Source organism: Borrelia miyamotoi, assembly GCF_019668505.1.
GTDB classification, from domain to species: domain Bacteria; phylum Spirochaetota; class Spirochaetia; order Borreliales; family Borreliaceae; genus Borrelia; species Borrelia miyamotoi.
In genome coordinates this window covers 884,074-906,165 of record NZ_AP024371.1, presented here as the reverse complement: position 1 = coordinate 906,165, position 22,092 = coordinate 884,074, and the positions used below count along the sequence as shown (strand labels likewise).

The 22,092-nt window shown below is 29.0% G+C and carries 12 protein-coding genes; 5 read left to right on the top strand and 7 right to left on the bottom strand.

What is annotated here, in order from left to right:
• The 4 genes from arcC to arcA all read right to left on the bottom strand — a co-directional run.
• Positions 1 to 834: carbamate kinase (arcC, locus tag K5Q05_RS04220; RefSeq protein WP_221019296.1), on the bottom strand; the 834-nt coding region annotated here is incomplete at its 3' end.
• A gap of 13 nt (positions 835 to 847) precedes the next feature.
• The gene (locus K5Q05_RS04215; RefSeq protein ID WP_025443388.1) at positions 848 to 2,254 is read right to left on the bottom strand and encodes a YfcC family protein; all 1,407 of its coding nucleotides are present in this window, start codon (positions 2,252 to 2,254) and stop codon (positions 848 to 850) included.
• A 51-nt stretch (positions 2,255 to 2,305) separates the two neighbouring features.
• Entirely contained in the window at positions 2,306 to 3,289 is a 984-nt protein-coding gene (gene argF / locus K5Q05_RS04210) for an ornithine carbamoyltransferase (protein ID WP_025443389.1), read from the bottom strand.
• Positions 3,290 to 3,304: 15 nt separating this feature from the next.
• Positions 3,305 to 4,540 carry an arginine deiminase gene (gene arcA, locus K5Q05_RS04205; RefSeq protein WP_025443390.1) on the bottom strand — a complete coding sequence of 412 codons (1,236 nt, stop codon included), beginning with the start codon at positions 4,538 to 4,540 and terminating at the stop codon, positions 3,305 to 3,307.
• A 481-nt stretch (positions 4,541 to 5,021) separates the two neighbouring features.
• Between arcA and K5Q05_RS04200 the strand changes: the two genes are divergently transcribed.
• Positions 5,022 to 5,615: a ribonuclease H family protein gene (locus tag K5Q05_RS04200; protein ID WP_025443391.1), complete on the top strand. Its 594-nt coding sequence runs from the start codon at positions 5,022 to 5,024 to the stop codon at positions 5,613 to 5,615.
• A gap of 171 nt (positions 5,616 to 5,786) precedes the next feature.
• Here the strand turns inward: K5Q05_RS04200 and K5Q05_RS04195 are convergent, their stop codons facing one another.
• Genes K5Q05_RS04195 through uvrB form a run of 3 tightly spaced genes read right to left on the bottom strand, consistent with a single transcriptional unit; the run spans position 5,787 to position 13,990 of the window.
• Complete coding sequence (locus tag K5Q05_RS04195; protein ID WP_044003287.1) at positions 5,787 to 9,203, bottom strand: LPS-assembly protein LptD; 3,417 nt, start codon at positions 9,201 to 9,203, stop codon at positions 5,787 to 5,789.
• Positions 9,158 to 11,998, bottom strand: coding sequence for an excinuclease ABC subunit UvrA (gene uvrA, locus K5Q05_RS04190; protein ID WP_025443393.1), 2,841 nt, complete (start codon positions 11,996 to 11,998; stop codon positions 9,158 to 9,160). The genes K5Q05_RS04195 and uvrA overlap by 46 nt, the downstream gene beginning before the upstream one ends.
• A 27-nt stretch (positions 11,999 to 12,025) precedes the next feature.
• Positions 12,026 to 13,990 carry an excinuclease ABC subunit UvrB gene (gene uvrB, locus K5Q05_RS04185; protein ID WP_025443394.1) on the bottom strand — a complete coding sequence of 655 codons (1,965 nt, stop codon included), beginning with the start codon at positions 13,988 to 13,990 and terminating at the stop codon, positions 12,026 to 12,028.
• 128 nt (positions 13,991 to 14,118) lie between these two features.
• Between uvrB and K5Q05_RS04180 the strand changes: the two genes are divergently transcribed.
• The 4 genes from K5Q05_RS04180 to K5Q05_RS04165 all read left to right on the top strand — a co-directional run bounded on the left by K5Q05_RS04180 (position 14,119) and on the right by K5Q05_RS04165 (position 22,078).
• The gene (locus K5Q05_RS04180; RefSeq protein ID WP_025443395.1) at positions 14,119 to 15,828 is read left to right on the top strand and encodes a phospho-sugar mutase; all 1,710 of its coding nucleotides are present in this window, start codon (positions 14,119 to 14,121) and stop codon (positions 15,826 to 15,828) included.
• A gap of 94 nt (positions 15,829 to 15,922) precedes the next feature.
• Positions 15,923 to 18,079, top strand: coding sequence for an AAA family ATPase (locus tag K5Q05_RS04175; RefSeq protein ID WP_025443396.1), 2,157 nt, complete (start codon positions 15,923 to 15,925; stop codon positions 18,077 to 18,079).
• Entirely contained in the window at positions 18,064 to 21,195 is a 3,132-nt protein-coding gene (ileS, locus tag K5Q05_RS04170; protein WP_099497040.1) for an isoleucine--tRNA ligase, read from the top strand. Before K5Q05_RS04175 ends, ileS begins: the two co-directional genes overlap by 16 nt.
• A gap of 10 nt (positions 21,196 to 21,205) precedes the next feature.
• Positions 21,206 to 22,078 carry a hypothetical protein gene (locus K5Q05_RS04165; protein ID WP_025443398.1) on the top strand — a complete coding sequence of 291 codons (873 nt, stop codon included), beginning with the start codon at positions 21,206 to 21,208 and terminating at the stop codon, positions 22,076 to 22,078.
• The last annotated feature ends 14 nt before the right edge of the window (positions 22,079 to 22,092 follow it).

Genomic DNA, 22,092 nt, shown 5'->3' with positions numbered 1-22,092 from the left:
CATACTTGCTTCTACTTTAGGTAACATAGAGCCAGAAGCAAAATGTCCTTCTCCTATATATCTTCTTAAATCAACACTACTTATTTTATCAAGCAAAATTTCATCTCTTTTACCAAAATTTAATGCTACTTGATCAACAGCAGTAACCATCACCAACTTATCTGCACCTACATCCTGTCCTAATCTAGATGACGAAAAATCCTTATCAATTACTCCACTTACTCCTTTAAGTACCCCTTTATCATCTATTATAACGGGAATCCCTCCTCCTCCACATGCAATAACTATAAAACCTTTATTCATTAATTCACTTATTTCCTCTATTTCTATAATCTCAATAGGTTTAGGTGATGCCACAACTCTTCTATATCCCCTTCCACTATCTTCCTTTAAAATATATCCTTTACTCTCAAGCTCAGCCGCTCTTTTCTTATCATAAAATGGTCCAATAGGTTTGCTAGGATTTCTAAAACACTTATCTTCTTTATCCACAAGCACTTGTGTAAGTAGTACTACCACTCCACGTCTAATTCCTCGCTTATATAACTCATTTCTTATAACTTGCTCAATATAATATCCTATCATTCCCTGACTCATACCCACACACACATCAAGCGGTATCAAAGGTGTTTCTTTACACATCTCATTCTCTAGCAAAATTCTTCCTATCTGTGGACCATTACCATGACTGATAATAACTTCATAATCATTCTCTATTAAATCTACTATTTTACATACGCCAGTCTCTAACTTTATTAAGTTTTGATAAAATGCCCCCCCTTCCCCACCTTCTAATGCATTCCCCCCAATACTTACTACAACCCTTCTACTCATATACAACTCCAACTTATAAATAAACGTTCACCATTATCACTAAAATACATACTACAAATTCGATCACAAATATTGGTAATACAAATCTAAACCAACTACCATAACCTATCTTTGCTATACCTAAGACAGCCATTATAACTCCACTTGTTGGTGTTAATAAATTAACTAGTCCTGATGCGGTTTGCATAGCCAACACAACTGATGACCTTGGCATATCTAAAAAATCAGCCAATGGTGCCATTATTGACATAGTAAGACTTGCATGACCAGATGATGAGGGAACAACAAATCCTATACATACCTGCACAAGCTGATTTAACACTACAAACATCCCTTTAGGCACTCCATACAAAAACTTTGATGCTGCATTCAACATAGTTCCTATAATCATGCCCTCATCAGCTACTATCATTACACCTCGAGCCATACCTATAACAAGTGCTGCTGTTATCATATCTTTAGTCCCTTCTACAAATGATTCCCACATCTGTAATTCGCTAATCCTACATATAAATGCCGATAAAATTGCTGTACCAAGATATAACATCGCCATCTCCTGCATCCACCAACCAAGCTCCACAATGCTATACATTAAAAACAAGATCATTATTCCATATAAAACCAATACCATCTTTCGTCTACTTGTAAATTCAGGTATACTATCCCTGATACCACCTTTGACAAAAGCATCGTAATGCTCTTCTTTTTGCGCATACACTATAGATCTTTTAGGATCACTCTTTACTCTACTAGCATATACTAATACATACACTATAGCCAAAAACACAGAAATTATATATAAAATAATACGGAAATAAAAGCCTTCCTTTATTTCTATACCAGCTATAGCTGACGCTATCCCAGTAGAAAATGGATTAATAGTAGATGCCATAGTTCCTACACCAGCTCCTAATCCAATAATTGAAACAGCTACAATAGTATCATAACCTAAAGCTATTATTAATGGAATCATAATAAGATAAAATGGTAGCGTTTCTTCATACATGCCTATTACAGTTCCTCCTACGGAAAAGATAAACATCATTAACGGTATAAGAAGTTTATCTTTATCTCCCACCCTTTTAACTACTGAGACTATTCCTGCATCAATCGCACCTGTTCTTAAAATCACTCCATAAGCCCCACCAACAATTAAAATAAATACAATAACCTCAACAGCATGTTCCATTCCTTTAGGCATTGCAGTTAAAATAGTAAAAATACCATCCCAAAATCCCCTAGGCACCCTTTCTACTGCATGATAAGTTCCAGCCACAACAACTTCTCTCAAATTCCCATTAACTTTTCTCTTCTCCTTAGAAAATTCACCAGCAGGAATTATATAAGTTAATATAGTCATCACTATTATTAAAGAAAATATTATTGTAAAACTACTTGGCATTTTATTTTTTTCAATCATTTTATCTCTCCTATTATATCTTATCTTTTCCTAATCTCTAGGTTTTAACAATTATCCCAAAGTCCCGACCATGATAGCCTTAATAGTATGCAACCTATTCTCAGCTTCATCAAATACAACAGAACGAGCATGTTCAAAAACATCATCTGTAACCTCAATACTATCAAGTCCATACTTATCAAATATTTCCTTACCAAGGGATGTACTTAAATCATGAAAAGCGGGCAAACAATGCATAAATATAGCATCTTCTTTTGCTAATTTCATTAATTTACTATTAACTTGATACGGCCTTAAAAGCTTTATTTTTTCATTCCAATTAGTTTCTCCCATAGATACCCATACATCAGTATAAATAACATCAGCAGCTCTAACTGTTTCCTCAAGAGAAGTAGAAATGACAATACTACCTCCACTTTCATCTGCTATCAATCTTGCCTTTGCTACCAATTCTGGATCGGGAAAAAGTTCTCTTGGGGCAAATATTCTAAAATCCATTCCCATAATAGAACATCCTTCCATTAAAGAATTAGCAACATTATTTTTACCATCACCACAAAAAACCAGCTTCAAATTGCTCAAACACCCCTTATGTTCCTCAATCGTCATAAAATCAGCAAGTACCTGTGTTGGGTGAGCAATATCTGTTAATCCATTATAAACCGGAACATTAGAATATCTAGCTAAATCCTCAACTGCTTTTTGAGAAAATCCTCTAAATTCAATAGCATCATATATTCTTTCTAGTACTCTTGCCGTATCAATGATAGACTCTTTCTTACCTATTTGACTACCTGTTGGTCCCAGATAAGTAACATTCGCTCCTTGATCATAAGCAGCTACCTCAAATGCACACCTTGTTCTTGTTGAATCCTTCTCAAAAATCATAGCTATATTTTTTCCCTTAAGTCTTTGTTCTTCAATTCCTGAATACTTAGATTTCTTTAATTTATGAGACAAATCAAGTAAATACCGAATATCCTTTTGACTAAAATCCAAAAGCCTTAAAAAATCTCTATTTCGTAAATCAGACATAAATATTTACCCCCATTAAACTAAATATTTTTCTCTTACCAAAGGCATTGACATACACCTTGGACCTCCCCTTCCTCGTGAAAGCTCACTAGAAGGAATCCTATGAACCTTAATTCCAAATTCTTCAAGCAATTTATTGGTTACATGATTTCTATCATAAACTATAACTTCTCCAGGTGATATTGCTAAAGTATTAGCACCATCATTCCACTGTTCCCTTGCTCCATGAATCAAATCTCCTCCGGCACACTTCATTATATTAACCTTACATCCAAGATAGAAACCTAAAATATCCTCCAATCTAGTATTTTCACTTTTAACTTTAATACTTCCAGAACTCAAATCATAAGTCAAAGCATAAATTGTAAACCTTACATCACCACTAGTAAAACTTGTAAAAGTATTATGATCTATTTGGGTAAAAACTGTATCTAAATGCATATAAGCCCTACTTTGTGGAATTTGGAAAGCTAAAATAGTACTAAATGATGCTTTTTGTTTAAAAAGATTGCGAGCTACTTTTTCAACAGACTCAGCTTCAGTTCTTTCAGAAACGCCAATAGCCAAAATATCCTGACTTAAAACCAACTCATCTCCACCTTCCAAAGAAGTATCTTCATCTCTAGTATACCATATAGGAACATTTTCTCTATAAATAGGATGATATTTAAAAATATATTCAGCAAATATTGTCTCCCTGCGCCTTGTTCTAGTTCGCATTCTACTTATTGATATACCATTACCAATACTTGCAAAAGGATCTCTTGTAAAAAGCATATTGGGCATAGGATCAATAACTAAAGGATACTCATTGTTTACCAAAGAATTAAGAGAATCAGACTTATAATTCTTAAGATCATCTCTTGTAACACCAGCTATCATCTTTGAAATCATATCCTTAATAGACATATTATAGAAATAATCTAGCAAAGATTTAGTCCTATTTTCAGTCCTAATTCCTGCCTCAAGAATAAATTGAGATACAAATTGTTCTTTTACATCATCATACTTAGCAATGGTTTCACTAATTAAATCCGTAATATAGACAACCTCAACTCCACTACTTCTTAAAATGTTCGCAAAAGCATCGTGCTCTTGCCTTGCCACTTCAAGATAAGGAATATCATCAAATAACAATCTCTTCATTATCAAAGGAGTCAAGTTTTCCAATTCTTCTCCTGGCCTATGTAGCAGCACTCTTTTTAAATAACCTATTTCTGAAAATATATCTATTGGCTTTGAATATCGCATAACAAACTCCTTATTTTTATAAAAAAATTTAAAAATCTTAATTTATTTTATATTAAATCTTAAAAGATGAAAATTAAATATAATTAAAATTATAAAAAATAAACAGATACAATACTTAATTAAATAAATGACAGATTAGCCTCCACCTCTTTAATCCAATCACTATTTGTTATTTGATTGACTATTGTGAAAGTTAATAGGATAGACTGATCTTGACATATCAAAACATTATGAATTATCTAGTAAACTGAATTCCACCGAAAAAATAAAAGCAAATGATTATAGATCTTTATTAAATAGAATACCAGGAATATTTTTTTCATATGTACGAAAAAAAAGCATCATTAAATCAACTTTTAAAGAAAAAATTATCGAGTATAATATAGAAATAAAAGATTCAATAAAATGAAAAGTTTCAATGAAAAAATTTGGCAAAACTTACAATATAACTAATTATTGATATCTAAGGAGCTAATTCAATATGAAAAAATACTATGCATGCGTATTAAAAAACAAAAATGAAAAAATTATCTTTACATCCTGGGAAGAATGCAAAAATAAAATTAAAGGACAATCAAACAAAATAAAAAGCTTCCAAACAAAAAAAGAAGCAGAAAATTGGCTCTTAAGAGATGGTAAAACTGATATCTACTATCCAGAAGGAATATACTTTGACTCTGGAACCGGAAGAGGCAAAGGCATAGAAATCAGAGTTGTCAATGAAAAAGGAATATCTATAATCAACAAGATTATAGATCAAAGTCTAATTAATGATTATAATAATTATTATATCAAAAATTTCGATGGAATCAGCAATAATTATGGCGAACTATTTGGGCTATACGTTGCATTAAAAATAGCTTTAAAAGAAAACATAAAAAACATATTTGGAGATAGCAAGCTAGTAATTGATTATTGGTCTAAAGGATTTTATAATAAAAACTTAAATATAAATACCATAAAATTAATTCAAAATGTAACCAAACTAAGAAATACCTTTGAAGAAAAAGGAGGAAAAATATTATTGATATCAGGAAGTAATAATATTGCAGATCTTGGTTTTCATAAAAGATGAAACAATAATTTACAAAGCAAATAACATAGTAAAATTTATATTAATCCAAACCACTGATATGTTGGCAATAAAAATGCTAGAAATATACTCAAACTTAAACCTATAATAAGAATGCTTTTAATAGTAGACATTAATATTAATTAATATCATTATTATATCTAAAATTTTCAATTACCTATTAGATTTACGGTTAATTAAAAGTTTATAATTAGTACTTGCATTATTTTCAAACGATGACTTAACAGGTTCAAAAAAGTTCCAAGAAATATAAATTGAAAAATTATTTCTCCAAATAGAAGAATACCTATCATTAGCATCCTTGAAAATATCTGGATTTAAACTATACTCTCCACCAAATTTCCAATCGTAAAAATTAAATTTAAAGCCTGTACTAATTTTCTTAATTTTAAATAATGATTCTTTTCTATCCTGAATGTCAAAGAAATTAAATGATTCAAGCAGATCTGTAAAAATATTAATTGTCTCAAGACCAACCTGATTCATATATCCACTAAAATATCTAAAAGTTTTCGTATTAAGAGAACGAGTAGAAAAGTGCAATTCAAAAAATTTAGCATACTTAAATTCGATAATGAACTCAGCCCAAAGTTCATTATCGACAAATTTCTGTAAATTCATTTCCCATCCAACATCTATTGCTAATCCAAATGAAAACTTTTCATCAAAAAATTTGAAAGTATGTAAATCTCTTTTATATTGAGTACTTAAAGAATATGGAACAAACTTAGTTGTAGATCCTACTTTTACAAAATCACCAATCGATTTATCATATTTATATTCAAATTCATCTTTCATCGCAAACGCAAATTTAAAATCATAAGAATTAAACTTAAACGAAAGCTCAGACACTCTATTAATCAAAGGATCATAAGCAACTAAAAAAGTAAGTTTCAAATAATCTAAATATCTTGGTTCTATCTTATAATATAAAGCAGGACTCATCTTCAAATTTTTATCAATATTAATTTTCTTAAGAGGAAATTTATTCTTTTTTTCCTCAAATTTCTTATCATATTTTATTCCAACACCTACCTCTTGCAATAAATAAGGAAACTCCAAAGTAAATTTAAGCTCAGACAAAGCATATATATTTTCAAAAGTATTTTTCAGTATACCTGAAAGACTAGTTGTTAAAAATCTGTAATCATAGATCAATCCCATATTAACTTCTTGATAAAAAGTTTCAGGACTTTTCCAAAAAATAGTACTGCTCTTGCTATCCAAAACTTTAGAACTTTGATCATACTTTCTGTCAAATGAATAAAGAGTTACTTTGCTTTCATACTTAATACTACTCCTAGAAAAAGAAGGATACATAACAAAAGGCAACAAATCTAAATTAGTTTTATTAATAACTGAATGTTCGCTCTTCTTATCTTTAGCGATTAAATTATAATCTTTATCTAAAGGATTATACTCAACAGTATTGAGATACAAAACATCTTCAAAATTAACAAGTTGATCATAAAAATCAACATGAAGCTTCAAATTCATTTTATTTTTAATATCAAATAAATAGGCCTTTACATCATATTTAAAATCCTGGGGAGACTTTTTAAAATTCTCAAAAAATATATTATTTTTCAAATACGGATTAATTCCAAATCTCAAATAAAAAGTATCCCGCTTAACAAAATCGTTAGATACAATTGGCTCAGGAGACAAATACAAATTTTTACTCAAATCTTTTTCTTCTTTATGTTTTTTGATATTTTTTTTATCTTTGTTATCTTCTACAATATCATGTCCAATATTTTTAACTCTGGGTGCCATAAGTATCTCTTTATTTTTATCATCAAAAGAATATGTCCAACTGCTATTATAAAGATCTTTCTGAAAATTTAAATCAATATAAGGAATATAAACTCTTTCTAAATAAAACCATCTACTAGTTGGGTCCTTAATTCTTTTAGGAGATTTACCAAAGATATTCGCATAATCTGCCAACTTAAAAGTAAATCCAAAATTATTTAATCTATAATCAATAAGAGTATTGTTACTAAAAGTTTGATTATAAAAAGAAGAAAAATTCCAATCAAATGTTTTTATCAGATTTTCTGTTTCTGATAAATCTTTTTGAGAACTCAAAATAGAAAAAAGTGTGGAACTCTCTAATCTATCTTTAAAGTCAATTATCACATGAGGATCTGAATAATGCTCAAAAATCACTGAAAAAAGCGCATCACGAACTAAAAATTCTGATTTAGATTTAAGTAAATATCTAAATGGCACCTCAAATCCAAATATATCACCCTTATTTATATTATCAAAACTAAAAAGAGAGTACTTTATACTATTTTCTTCAAAAGACCTATAGGAACCACCAGATAGACTATTCTGATATAAAGTCCTTGTTAAACCTATGCCGAAAGTACCTTCAAAAGTTTTAAAAACATCCAAAGTATTACTTAAATCAAAATCAAAACCTAAATAAAATCCCAAATTAGAATAAATATCGAAAATAAATTTAACATGGTCCTTATTAACTTTAGAGACAACATCTTCTGCAAAGAAATAAGTTAAATAACCATTTCTAATATAAGGTTTTTTATCTGTATTATATATTGCATGCAAATCAAAATCTAAAAAAGAAGTCTCATTAATATCAGCAGACTTTTTCCCAAACAAATATACAGTATTAAAAAGGGTAAGACCCTTCCTTGAAGAATATCCTAAAGATGGATAAAAAAACAAATTATCACCTGGCTTAAAAAAAAACGGAACATAAAATATAGGTACTTTCCCTATATAAAACACGGCATTTAGAAAACCAAAATCTCCAGACGGCAAAATCCACATCTTAGAAGCCTTAATAGAATAATAAGGCTCTAAAACTTTACTAGTTGTAATAAAAGCCCTTTCTATTATATTTACCTCATTATCTAATCTCTTTAAAACCTTTCCACCAAACGAAACAATATGATCAACTAAATTCTTATGTATTTTCTTCTGAACAATTCCATCTTTAAGAAGAAAATTTTGAGAATCAAAATCAACAAATAATTCACTACCATAAAAATATAGCTTATCATTCACACTCAAATCAAGAGTATATTCAACATTCCCACTAGAAAAAAGCTTCTTAGTTTTTTTATTAAAAATAATTTTATCACCCTTAATACTGTGCTTTTTATTATCTTTAACATCTTCAATAACAATACTAACTCTTCCTTTAAATATGATATTCTCATCCTCAGTAAGCTCATAAGTAAAATTTTCAAGATTATCTGTACTCTCAATAATTATCTTATATCTGCCTAAATCTTTTATATCTTTTGAAAAAAGATTAGGAGATATACCAAATTGTTCCAATAATAACGCTTTTATTTTAGAAATATCTTTCTCTTGAATACCTTCTTTTAAAGCCCATTTTTTCAAATCTTCATCACTAGAAAGCTCAAGCTCTTTTAAATTAGCCTTTTGAAGTAAAGTCAGATTTTTCCTATTATCAAGACTCCTACTATCACTAACATCCTGAGCAAATAAGACAAAATAATTAAAAATATTTATTAAAAATAATATTACAAAAGACTTTTTAAGAACATTCCTGTATAGGAATTTTTGCATTTTGAAACCTCTTCAGGAGTTCCAGATACAATAATATTTCCTCCAGACACTCCACCTTCAGGACCTAAATCTATTATATAATCTGCTTGCTTAATCACATCTAAATTATGTTCTATTAAAACCACAGTGTTTCCATTCTGAACAAGCAATTGTAATACCTCCAATAATCTGCTTATATCGTCAAAATGTAAACCTGTTGTTGGTTCATCAATAATGTAAAAAGTCTTCCCTGTACTCTTCTTTCCAAGCTCAAAAGCTAATTTGATCCGTTGAGCCTCTCCTCCTGAAAGGGTTGTTGAGGCTTGACCTAACTTAATATATCCAAGACCCACTTCCTTTAAAACGTTTAAATAATGATTAACCTTCGGAATACTTTCAAAAAAATCTTTCGCCTCAAGAACACTCATTTCTAAAACATCATAAATATTTTTTCCTTTATATCTAATTTCTAAGGTTTCCTCATTAAATTTTTTACCCTTACACAAATCACAAGGAACAAAAATATCAGGCAAAAAATGCATTTGAATATTTAAATATCCATCACCCTGACACTTTTCACAACGCCCACCCTTAATATTAAAAGAAAATCTACCAGCCTTAAATCCCCTCGCTCTAGACTCTGGAAGCTTAGCGAATAGTTCTCTGATTTCTGTAAAAAACCCAACATAAGTTGCAGGATTTGATCTTGGTGTCTTACCTATTGGCTTTTGATTTATCTGAATAATTTTGTCAATTTGTTCATATCCAATGATATCCTCAAACCCATCAAAATAACTTGTATTTAATTTCAACCTACTATCAAGAGCAGGATATAATACTTCATTTAAAAGAGTACTTTTACCACTACCAGAAACTCCCGTTATTACAGTAAAAATTCCCAAAGGAATGCGAACATCAATATTCTTTAAATTATTTTTATTAGCATTTAAAAGCAAAATTTCTTCTTTTCCCTTCTTACGCCTTGTTTTTGGAACTTCTATTTTAAGCTGACCACTTAAATACTTTCCGGTCAAACTATTTTCATTATTCAAAATATCAGCTAAAGTTCCCTGAGCAACTATCTCTCCACCATGAATACCAGCTCCAGGCCCAACATCGACAATATAATCAGCAGTACGCAAAGTTTGCTCATCATGCTCTACAACAATTACTGTATTGCCAAGTTCTTTCAAACTAATAAGAGTACTTATTAACTTTTCATTATCTCTTTGATGCAATCCAATACTAGGTTCATCAAGTATATAAAGAACTCCAGCAAGAGCTGAACCTATTTGAGTAGCAAGCCTAATTCGTTGAGCCTCACCCCCTGAAAGGGTACCAGACATCCTATCTAAATATAAATAAGAAAGTCCAACATCAATTAAAAATTTAAGCCTGCTCTTAATCTCTTTTAAAATCTCTTTAGAAATTTTTGTATCAAGCTCATCAAGCTCAATATTCTCAAAAAATAAATAAGAATCTATAACAGAAAGGTTACTGAGTTCCTGAATATCTTTTCCATCTAACTTAATAGATAAAGCCTCAAGGCTCAAGCGTTTACCTTTACAAGAATTGCAAATCTTGCGAGACATCAAACCTTCATAAAACAATCTAGCACTCTCAGATTCAGTTGAAAGATAACGCCTCTTCAAAAGAGGAATAAGGCCCTCAAATTCCTTAGAATAGCGAAAACCACCATCTATTTCTTCACTCGCCATTCCTTTAGACTGATAAACAAAATCTATTTTTTCATTGGCTCCATACAAAATCTTTCTAAGAATACATTCCGGAATATCTTTTATAGGAGTATCTAAACTAAAACTATAATGCTTAGCAAGTCCTTTAAAAATCGCTAAAGACCAAGATGAACTGGTTTTAAAAGTAATAAATGCATCATCATTAAAAGAAAGTTCTACATTAGGACAAATCTTTTCAAAATCAAAATCAAGTGTAATACCAAGACCAGAACATTCACTACAAGCCCCAAACGGGCTATTAAAAGAAAAAAGCCTTGGTTCTATTGCAGGAAGAGAAAACCCACACAAAGGACAACTATTATGTTCTGTAAAAATTTTGTCTATCTTTTCTAAATCATTTTCAATCTCTACACGTAGATACCCATTAGAAATAAATAAAGCAGTTTCAATAGATTCTGAAAGCCTAATTCTTATATCACTATTCAATTTTATCCTATCTACTATAACTTCAATATTATGTTTTTTATTTTTATCCAAACTCAAATTAACAGCATCTTCTATTAAATAATCTTGGGAATCTATTCTTACTCTATTAAACCCTTGATTTAATATATTTTCAAGCTCTTTTTTATGAGTACCTTTTGCTCCCATAACAACAGGAGCAAATAATATAACCTTAGATCCTTCAGAATAACTTAAAACAGAATTAATCATCGTATCTAGAGATTGCCCCTCTATTAAACTCCCATCTTTTGGACAATATGGCTTACCAATTTTTGAAAATAATAATCTATAATAATCATAAATTTCAGTAATTGTCCCAACAGTTGACCTTGGATTATTGCTTATTGTTCTCTGCTCAATTGAAATAGCAGGTGAAAGTCCTCCTATATACTCAACGTTAGGTTTCTTCATTACCCCCAAGAATTGTCTTGCATAAGATGATACAGATTCCATATATCTTCTTTGACCTTCTGCAAAAATTGTATCAAAAGCCAAAGAAGACTTACCAGAACCACTTTTTCCAGATATAACTACCAAACTATTCCTAGGAATATCAATATTAACATTTTTTAAATTATGCTCTCTTGCACCCCTTACAGTAATTTTTTCTCTCAAAAATATAAACTCCTCTTTTTAAAAATTTTATCCTTTAAGAATCTTTCTTATTTTATCTCGTAGAAAGATAGCATCCTCAAACCTTTCATCACTAACTGCCTCCTCAAGTTTAAATTTAAGCTTAATAATAAGATCTTTTTGAGACAATTTTTTATCAGAAATAACTTTTTCAATATTATAATCAACTGTTTCACGTTTTAATTCTTTCTCTAAAATATTTTGTACTCTTTTAATAACCGTTCTTGGAATAACATTATTTTTTTTATTGTACTCAATTTGAATATTGCGTCTTCTATTAGTTTCGTCAATGGCTTCTTGCATTGCACAACTTACTTGATCATAGTACATTATAACACAACCATTTGAGTTTCTAGCAGCCCTACCAATCATTTGAATCAAAGAAGTAGTAGATCTTAAAAAGCCTACTTTATCAGCATCTAGTATAATAACAAGAGAAACTTCAGGAATATCTAAACCTTCTCTTAACAAGTTAATACCTACAATAACATTAATTTCTGATCTTCTAAGAGATGTAATAATATCTACTCTCTCAATAGCATTGAGCTCTGCATGCAGATATCTAGCCTTTATGTCAAGACTCAACAAATAATCGGTTAAATCCTCAGCCATTTTCTTAGTCAAAGTTGTAATTAAAACTTTTTCATTTAAAGCTATTCTTTTCTGAATTTCTCTATAAATATCTTCCATCTGTCCGTCCGAAATTCTAAGCACAATTTCTGGATCAACAAGACCTGTGGGACGTATTATTTGCTCAACAATAATATTACTCTTTTCATGTTCTTCAAGACCAGGAGTTGCTGAAATAAAGACAGCCTGATTAATCAAAGACTCAAACTCATTATATTTAAGGGGTCTATTCTCAAGTGCCGATGGAAGTCTAAATCCAAAATTAACAAGATTCAATTTTCTTGAATAATCTCCATTATACATTCCTCTAAACTGAGGTAAAGTAACATGAGACTCATCAATAAAGAGCAAATAATCTCTAGGAAAAAAATCAAAAAGACAATAAGGTCTACCCATTTCACTCCTATCAAAATATTTATAATAATTTTCTATACCCTGACACGACCCAGTCTCTCTTAACATCTCAATATCATACTCTACTCTCTGTTTAAGTCTTTCGGCCTCAACAAGCTTACCATTTTCCTTAAAATAATGGCATTGTATTTCTAAATCAGCATATATTTTAGGAAGGGAATCCAATATATTTTCATAAGGAATAACAAAATAAGATTTAGCAAAGAGAGTGAATTCATCAGTAGATCCTAAAACCTTTTTTGTAAGTGGACTAATCCTAGTTATCCTAACAATCTCATCAAAATCCAAACAAATTCTATATGCAAAATCACCATGTTCATTACTAGGCCATACCTCAATAACATCACCCTTAATAGAAAACTTATTATGTTCAATATTCACAAGTGTTCTTTCATACTGAAGCTTAACAAAAATATCTGCTATCTCCTTAATAGAAATTTTTTGTCCTACAAAAAAAAACTGAGCCGCATTCTTAAAAAGTTCTGGAGAGCCTAACGCATAAATTGAAGAAACTGTAGCAATAACAATAACATCTCGCCTTCTGGAAAGAGATGTTATCGTCCTTATCCTCTTTATCTCAATTTCCTCATTAATAGTAGCTTCTTTTTCTACATACAAATCTTTTGAAGGGACATAAGACTCAGGTTGATAATAATCATAATAAGAAACAAAATATTCAACTGCATTATTTGGAAAAAAATCTTTAAATTCCCTATAAAGCTGTGCTGCTAATGTTTTATTATGACTAATTATCAAAGAAGGACGCTCTAAATCTCTAATAATATTAGCTATCGTAAAAGTTTTACCACTACCTGTAACACCCTTTAAAGTTTGATATTTATTATTAAGTAAAATAGATTGCTTAATTTCTTTAATTGCTTTTGGTTGATCACCAGCAGGATAATAATCAAACTTTAAACAAAATCGCATGAAAACCTCAAGTAAAAAAACTATAACTAAAAATATCAGAACTAACTTCTACAAATTCTATTTTTCTATATTTTATCATTTGAGAATTTAATTATAAATTCTCAAATGATAAAATATAGAAAAATAATATGAAAAATAACAAACTTAAAAAAAAATTAGAAAAATATATCCAACTTGAAAAAAACAAATATTTTAAAGATGAAGCAATAAAATTACTAAAAGAAAATAATGAAAGGGAAACGCACAATAGATTTCATAAAGACATAGAATTTGGTACTGCTGGCATGAGAAGCATCATTGGAGCTGGAACATATTATATCAATACCTATAACGTTGAAAAAGCAAGTCAAGGAATTGCCAATTACATTCTTGAAATAATAAAAAACCCTAAAGTTGTAATAAGTTATGATGCAAGATATTTCTCAAAAGAATTTGCATACGACGCCGCTAAAATTTTTGCTTCAAATAGATTTAAAGTTTATATATACAAAAATCCAAGACCAACCCCCCAGTTATCCTATACAGTTAGAAAACTAGATTGTGATATTGGAATAATGGTAACAGCAAGTCATAACACAAAAGAATATAATGGATACAAAATATATTGGAAAGGAGGTGCTCAAATAATACCCCCTAATGACACACAAATAATATTGAAAATCCAAAAAACATCTAATATTAAAAATACACTTTCAAAACAAGAAGGAATAAACAAACAAAAAATAATTGAACTCAATGATGAAATTGATATGCAATATATAGAAAAAATAAACGAAGAATTTCCTGATTTCAATGCAAAAAGCAAAAAAATAAATTTAAAAGTAGCATATACTCCTTTGCATGGAACAGGAGGAACAATAATAAAGAAACTATTCAAAGGTAGTAAAGTAGAACTTCTAACTGAACCCAGTCAAATAAATCCCGATCCAGCATTTCCTACAATTAAATATCCTAATCCTGAAGATCAGGCTGCCATGTCCAGAGTAATAAAACTTGCAAAGAAAGAGAACTGTGATATTGCGTTTGCAACTGACCCAGACGCTGATAGAATGGGCATAGCTTTTAATGAAGATAAAAAATGGAAAATTTTAAACGGTAACCAAATTGCATGCCTCCTAATGAATTACTTATTATCCAGAGAAGATGATCCCAAAAATGTATTTGTGATAGCTTCTTTTGTCACAACTCCAATGCTAGACAAGATAGCAAAAAAATATAACTCAACATTATTCAGAACATATACAGGATTCAAATGGATAGGACATTTAATAGATGAGATACAAAAAAAAGAACCAAACAAAAAATTTATTCTAGGATGTGAAGAAAGTCATGGATACCTAATCGGAAATGCAACCAGAGACAAAGACGCATTTTCAGCAATAAAAGGAGTTTGCTATTTAATGTTTCAACTAAAAGAAAATCAAACAACAATAGGAAAATACCTACAGGAAATGTATAAAGAATTTGGATATTATAAAGACTTTACAATTAACAAAAATTTTAAAGAATCTAACGGAGATTTTTTAAGAGAAGAGTTAATATCGAAATTTAGAAAAGAAAACCAAAAAAAATTTGCAGGGATTAATATAATTAAAAAGCTAGACTACAAAACGTTAAAAGAAACTGATATTAAAGGAAATGTACATAAAATAAAAGAACATAAACATACCACAAATGCAATAAAATTTTTATTAGAAAATGAAATAGAAATAACGATCAGACCATCTGGAACAGAACCAAAAATTAAATTTTATGTATCCATACATTCAAGATACGAACAAAAAAACAATATTTTTGATATAATTAACAGTATAAAGATGGAGATAGAAAAATATTAATATAGCAGAAAATTTAATAAATCTAGTCGAAGTATCCGCAAGGGAAGTTGCTAGAAAAAATAAAAATAGAGAAGTTTCAACTTGGCATCTGTTAATGTCTATACTAATTTGCCCTAAAAAATCTGAAATAAAAAATATAGATAGTAAAACCTTAAAAAATATTAAACAAGATACACTATATGAAATAGAAAAATTAGAAAAAGTTCTACTTGGTACTAACGAAATTATAATCCCAAAGATAAACAGAGAAATCTTTATTCTTATTGAAAAAACTAAAAAAGAATTCAAATCTAAAACTTCAATAGGAATAAAAGAAATTTTTTATCAAATATTAAAAACAAAAAAACTTCTAAAAAAATATAAACTTAATAAATTGAGCTTTAACTTTAACGAAGAAAACATAATAACTAGCATAGATAAAATAAGACTAATTGAAACATATAAAGAATTTGAAGATGAAATAAGACTTGCAAATGAACATTTTGAAATAGACAGATATGTCAAAAACCTAACAATACTTGCAAAAGAAAAAAAACTTAATCCTTTAGTCGGTCGTGAAAAAGAAATCCAAACACTAATCAATGTACTTGAAAGACGAAATAAAAATAGTACAATCTTAATAGGAGAACCTGGAATCGGCAAAACGGCAATCGTTGAAGGACTTGCCATCAAAATTGCAAATAAAGAAATAAAGGGCCAATTAAAAAGCAAAGTAATATTACAAATCGATACTTCTGATTTAGTCTCAGGCACAAAATACAGAGGTGAATTTGAAGAAAGATTAAACAACATAATTAAATCTATTAAAAACAACAAAAACATAATAATATTCATCGATGAAATACACACTTTAATAGGAGCTGGAAATTCTGAAGGTTCCATTGATGCAGCAAATATTTTAAAGCCTATTTTATCTCGCTCTGAGATACAAATTATAGGTGCAACAACTTATGATGAATATCGAAAACATATCGCTAAAGACAAAGCATTTACTAGAAGATTTCAAACAATATCAATCAAAGAACCTAGTGAAAAAGAAACACTTAACATAGTTAATAATATAATAAAAAATTTTGAATACTACCATGGTGTCACTTATGAAAAAGAAGCCATAGAATATGTCATAAATCTATCATCACAATACTTAGTTAACAAAAGATTTCCTGACAAAGCAATTGATTTAATTGACATTGCTGGGGCTCATAAAAAGCAAAAAGAAATCAATAAAAAAATAGTTGATGTCGAAGACATTAAAAGAGCAGCAGATGAATTATTAAATATCAAAATAAAATCTAACATTAAGGAAGAAATTGATACGCTTAAAAAAGAAGCAATACGCATAAAAGAAAAAATCATAGGACAAGAATATGCCATAAATGCAATAATTATAGAAATAGTTAAAACAAAACTCAGCATCAATAACAACACACAACCTTTAACATCAATACTACTTATAGGCCCAAGTGGAAGTGGAAAAACAATAATAGCAAATGAAATATCCAGTACCATTATTGAAGATCAAAACTCAATATTAAAACTAGATATGTCAGACTATAGAGAAGAAATTTCCATATCAAAATTAATAGGAACAAATCCAGGATATACTGGTTATGCTGACGGCGGCATTTTAACAAATAGATTAAAATATAATCCCAGAGCCTTTATAATACTTGAAAATATCGAAAATGCTCATAATTCTGTACTTACCATAATAGAACAAATACTTGAAAATGGAGAACTAATCAGTAACCAAGACGATAAAATATCTTTTAAAAATGCCATTATTATTCTAAGTACATCTATTGGTACTAAAACACTACTTGGAAAAGGAAATATTGGGTTTAATAATACAGACAATAATATAAATTTTAAAAGCGAAATCAACAATGAACTTAAAAGAAGATTCAACTCAACACTACTAGATAAAATACAAAAGAAAATAATTCTTAATGTTTTAAACGAAGAAGACGCAAGCATAATCTACAATAATTATTGTAAAGAACTTACTAAAGAATTTAGCTTAAAAAAAATCAAAATAGAAATTGATGAAGCTCTTAAGAATTATATTATTCAAAAATATTATGACAAAAATTCTGGAGCAAGAAGTATTTTAAATGCAATAAAAGAAAAAATAGAAGAAAAAATCATTAATCAAATATTTCAAAATCCTAATACCCATCTAATAAAAGTATATTTAGAACAAAATAATATAAAAATCAAACAAAAGGAAATTTTATGTTCAAAAAAGTAGAAAATAAAGTAGACTTTCCTGAGATAGAAGAAAAAGTATTAAAATTTTGGAATGACAATAAAATTTTTGAAAAATCTATGCAACAAAGAGAAGGTTGTGAAGAATTTACATTTTATGATGGTCCTCCATTTGCAACAGGACTTCCACATTTTGGGCATTTTGTTCCAAATACAATTAAAGACATAATCCCAAGATATAAAACAATGAAAGGAAAACACGTCAAAAGATATTTTGGATGGGATACTCATGGTTTACCAGTGGAATATGAAGTAGAGAAAGCTTTAAAACTCTCTGGCAGATATGAGATAGAAAAATATGGCGTCGAAAAATTTAACGAAGAATGCAGAAACATAGTTCTGAGATACACACAAGAATGGCAAAAAACAATTTTAAGACTAGGTAGATGGGTTGATTTTGAGAATAATTACAAAACAATGGATATAACCTTTATGGAATCTGTATGGTGGGTATTCCAAAAACTTTATAATAAAGGTTTAATTTATGAAAGTTACTATGTATTACCATATTCTCCAAAACTTGCAACTCCTCTCTCAAACTTTGAGGTAAATCTTGGCGAATATAAGGAAGTTAATGACCCATCACTAACTATAAAGTTTAAAATCAAAGATAAAAATGAATATCTACTTGCATGGACAACAACACCTTGGACATTACCTACAAATCTTGGAATTGCTGTTGGTAAAGACATAGAATATTCTAAAATACTTGATAAGGAAAAAAATGAAATATTCATAATAGGCACAAAAAAGTTAAATCACTATTACAAAGATGAAAAAGCATACACAATTATAAAACAATTTAAAGGTAAACACATTGAAGGAATAGAATATGAACCTGTATTTGACTATTTTTTGAAACAACGCAATAAAGGAGCATTCAGAATTCATACAGCAAAATATGTCACAACTGATGATGGAACAGGAATAGTACATATCGCACCCTTTGGAGAAGAAGATTATAAAATACTTAAAAATAACACAAAAACTGATATAATAACACCTATAGATGACGAATGCCGATTTACAAACGAAGTAAAAGATTTTGAAGGATTATTTGTTAAGGATGCAGATAACAAAATAATAGAAAAATTAAGATCAATGAACCTTCTATTCAAAAGAGAAAACATTCTACACAGATACCCATTTTGCTACAGAACAAATTCACCTCTAATTTATAGGCCCATAAGATCATGGTTTGTAAACATTGAAGCAATAAAAGAAAAACTTATAAAATCAAATGAGCAAATAAACTGGATGCCCTCACATTTAAAAAAAGGACGATTTGGAAAATGGTTAGAAAATGCACGAGACTGGGCAATAAGCCGAAATAGATTTTGGGGCAATCCAATACCAGTTTGGGTATGTTCAAAAACAGGAAACAAAATATGTATAGGGTCTAAAGAAGAACTTGAAAAAAGGTCGGGACAAAAGATTAATGACTTGCACAAAGATAAAGTTGACAAAATAACTTGGTCCAGTGAATATGGCGGTGTGTATATTAGAACAAGTGAGGTTTTGGACTGTTGGTTTGAATCTGGATCTATGCCTTACGCAAGTAAACATTATCCATTTAAAGATAAAGATAAATTTCACACCATTTTTCCTGCTGACTTTATTGCAGAAGGACTAGACCAAACAAGAGGATGGTTTTATACATTAACAATTCTAGGAACTGCACTTTTTGAGAACACAGCGTTTAAAAATGTAATAGTTAATGGACTTGTATTATCTAGTGATGGAAGAAAAATGTCAAAATCACTTAGAAACTATACAGATCCAATGGAAGTAATAAACACATTTGGAGCTGACGCTTTAAGACTTTATTTAGTAATGAGTCCTGTAGTAAGAGGTGATGACCTAAAGTACAGCGATGATGGGGTTAAAGATGTTTTAAAGAACATTATAATACCTATCTGGAACGCTTATTCATTTTTCATAACCTATGCAATAATTGACAAATTTGCACCTAAAGATAACACAAATTTATACAAAACTAATATGCTTGATAAATGGATAATTAGTGAAACCGAAAGCCTAAAAAAAATATTAAACGAAGAAATAGATAAATACAATTTAACAAAATCAATAGAAGAACTTATTGCATTTATCGACAAACTAAATAATTGGTATATAAGAAGATCAAGAAAAAGATTCTGGAAATCTGAAAATGACAACGATAAACTCGATGCCTATGAAACTCTATATTACACACTAAAAAGTTTAATTTTGATGCTTGCACCATTTATCCCGTTTTTAACAGAAGAAATTTATCAAAATCTGAAAGCAAAAGATGAAAAAGAATCAATCCATCTAAATGAATATCCAAAAGCAAGAAAAGAACTTATTAACACAGATCTTGAAGAAAAAATGAACTTTATAAAAAAAGTAGTTTCAATTGCAAGAGCACTTAGAGCATCGCACAACATTAAAATACGAAGACCTATCAGCACAATCTATGTTATTACCACAAACCACAAAGAACAACAAATACTAAGTGAAATGAAAGAAATAATACTTGAAGAAATTAACGCAAAAGAAATCAAAATAAAATCCAATGAAGAAGAACTTGTAATTTACAAAGCAAAAGCAAATTTTAAAGAACTTGGAAGCAAACTTGGTAAAAATATGAAAACAATAGCATTAGAAATAATGAAGCTAAACAATGAAGACATATTAAAAATAATAAAAGGTAATAAACATATAATTAAAATCAAAGAAAATGCATATGACATCACACTAAAAGACATAATATTGGAAAAACAAGCAAGAAAAAATTTTAAAGTAATTAATGAAGATTCTGTCACAATTGGTCTAGATTCACTAATAACAGAAGAATTATATTTAGAAGGACTATCAAGAGAACTGATAAGAAAAGTACAAAATTTAAGAAAGGAAAATAACTTCAACGTTAGTGATAGAATAATACTCTATATAGACAATAATGAAACATTAAAAAAAGTAATAAGTCAATTTGAAAGCTATATTCAAGCTGAAACTCTAACATTAAAAATAGAGATTAATAAAGAAAAGGCACTAACAAAAGTAGAAATTGACGATGGAAAGTTAATAAAGATAGGTATTGAAAAAAAAAGATAGGTATTGAAAAATGAGAAAACTAATTATCAATACTTTATTAACTATTCTTCTCATAGGATGCGAAACCTTAACTTACCATGCACCTAAAAAGAATATATCTTTAATCATGTTGTTAGACCCGTCATCAGACATATATGCATACATAAACTTATCTAAAAACAGATTTATCTATGACGAACTCAACTTCAAATATAAAATTGGCCTTCATACTATTGGTAATCTATACTTAAGCTATACAAAAAATTCAGAAACTTTCTCATTAATAGTAACTGGAAATTTTCCCAAAAATATCTTTTGGGGAATACAAAACAACTCAAATTTTGAATCTCAAGGCAATATATTTACAAATCCAAAATGGAAGATAAAAAATTCAAATATATATATTAAACCTACTAAAAATAAAAAAGGAATTTTAATAAATCAAAAAGAAACAACTAATGAAAATGAAAATATATTAACAACAAAATATATTGATATAATTGATCGAAATGAAATGTTCATTTGGATAAATGATATCACCAAATTAATACCAAATAATATAAAAAAAACAAATATGATTCCCTTTAATAAAGGAATATTAATTGCAAACGGTGATAAAAATGAAAATGACTATAATCTAAAATCTTATTTAAACACTAATAATCCAGAAATACTCTCCATTTTACTAAAAAAATTAATGCCAACAATCCTGAAAAATACAACAAAAATAATAGTTTCAAGTCCTATAAAATCTAGAATCAAAGATCAAAATACCCTAGAACTCCGATTTAACGTTAGTAAAATAAGCGTTAAAAAATTTATAACAAGCTTAATACTCAATAAAAATCAAGGAATGCAAGTCTCTGAATTAAACAATCAATTTAGTCGTAGAGTAAATATTTAAAATTAATTTATTAC

Excerpts from the sequence above, each read along its gene's own strand:
- K5Q05_RS04215 (WP_025443388.1), bottom strand. The coding sequence starts at position 2,254 with ATGATTGAAAAAAATAAAATGCCAAGTAGTTTTACAATAATATTTTCT.
- argF (WP_025443389.1), bottom strand. The coding sequence starts at position 3,289 with ATGTCTGATTTACGAAATAGAGATTTTTTAAGGCTTTTGGATTTTAGT.
- arcA (WP_025443390.1), bottom strand. The coding sequence starts at position 4,540 with ATGCGATATTCAAAGCCAATAGATATATTTTCAGAAATAGGTTATTTA.
- K5Q05_RS04200 (WP_025443391.1), top strand. The coding sequence starts at position 5,022 with ATGAAAAAATACTATGCATGCGTATTAAAAAACAAAAATGAAAAAATT.
- K5Q05_RS04195 (WP_044003287.1), bottom strand. The coding sequence starts at position 9,203 with ATGCAAAAATTCCTATACAGGAATGTTCTTAAAAAGTCTTTTGTAATA.
- uvrB (WP_025443394.1), bottom strand. The coding sequence starts at position 13,990 with ATGCGATTTTGTTTAAAGTTTGATTATTATCCTGCTGGTGATCAACCA.
- K5Q05_RS04180 (WP_025443395.1), top strand. The coding sequence starts at position 14,119 with ATGAAAAATAACAAACTTAAAAAAAAATTAGAAAAATATATCCAACTT.
- K5Q05_RS04175 (WP_025443396.1), top strand. The coding sequence starts at position 15,923 with ATGTCTATACTAATTTGCCCTAAAAAATCTGAAATAAAAAATATAGAT.
- ileS (WP_099497040.1), top strand. The coding sequence starts at position 18,064 with ATGTTCAAAAAAGTAGAAAATAAAGTAGACTTTCCTGAGATAGAAGAA.
- K5Q05_RS04165 (WP_025443398.1), top strand. The coding sequence starts at position 21,206 with ATGAGAAAACTAATTATCAATACTTTATTAACTATTCTTCTCATAGGA.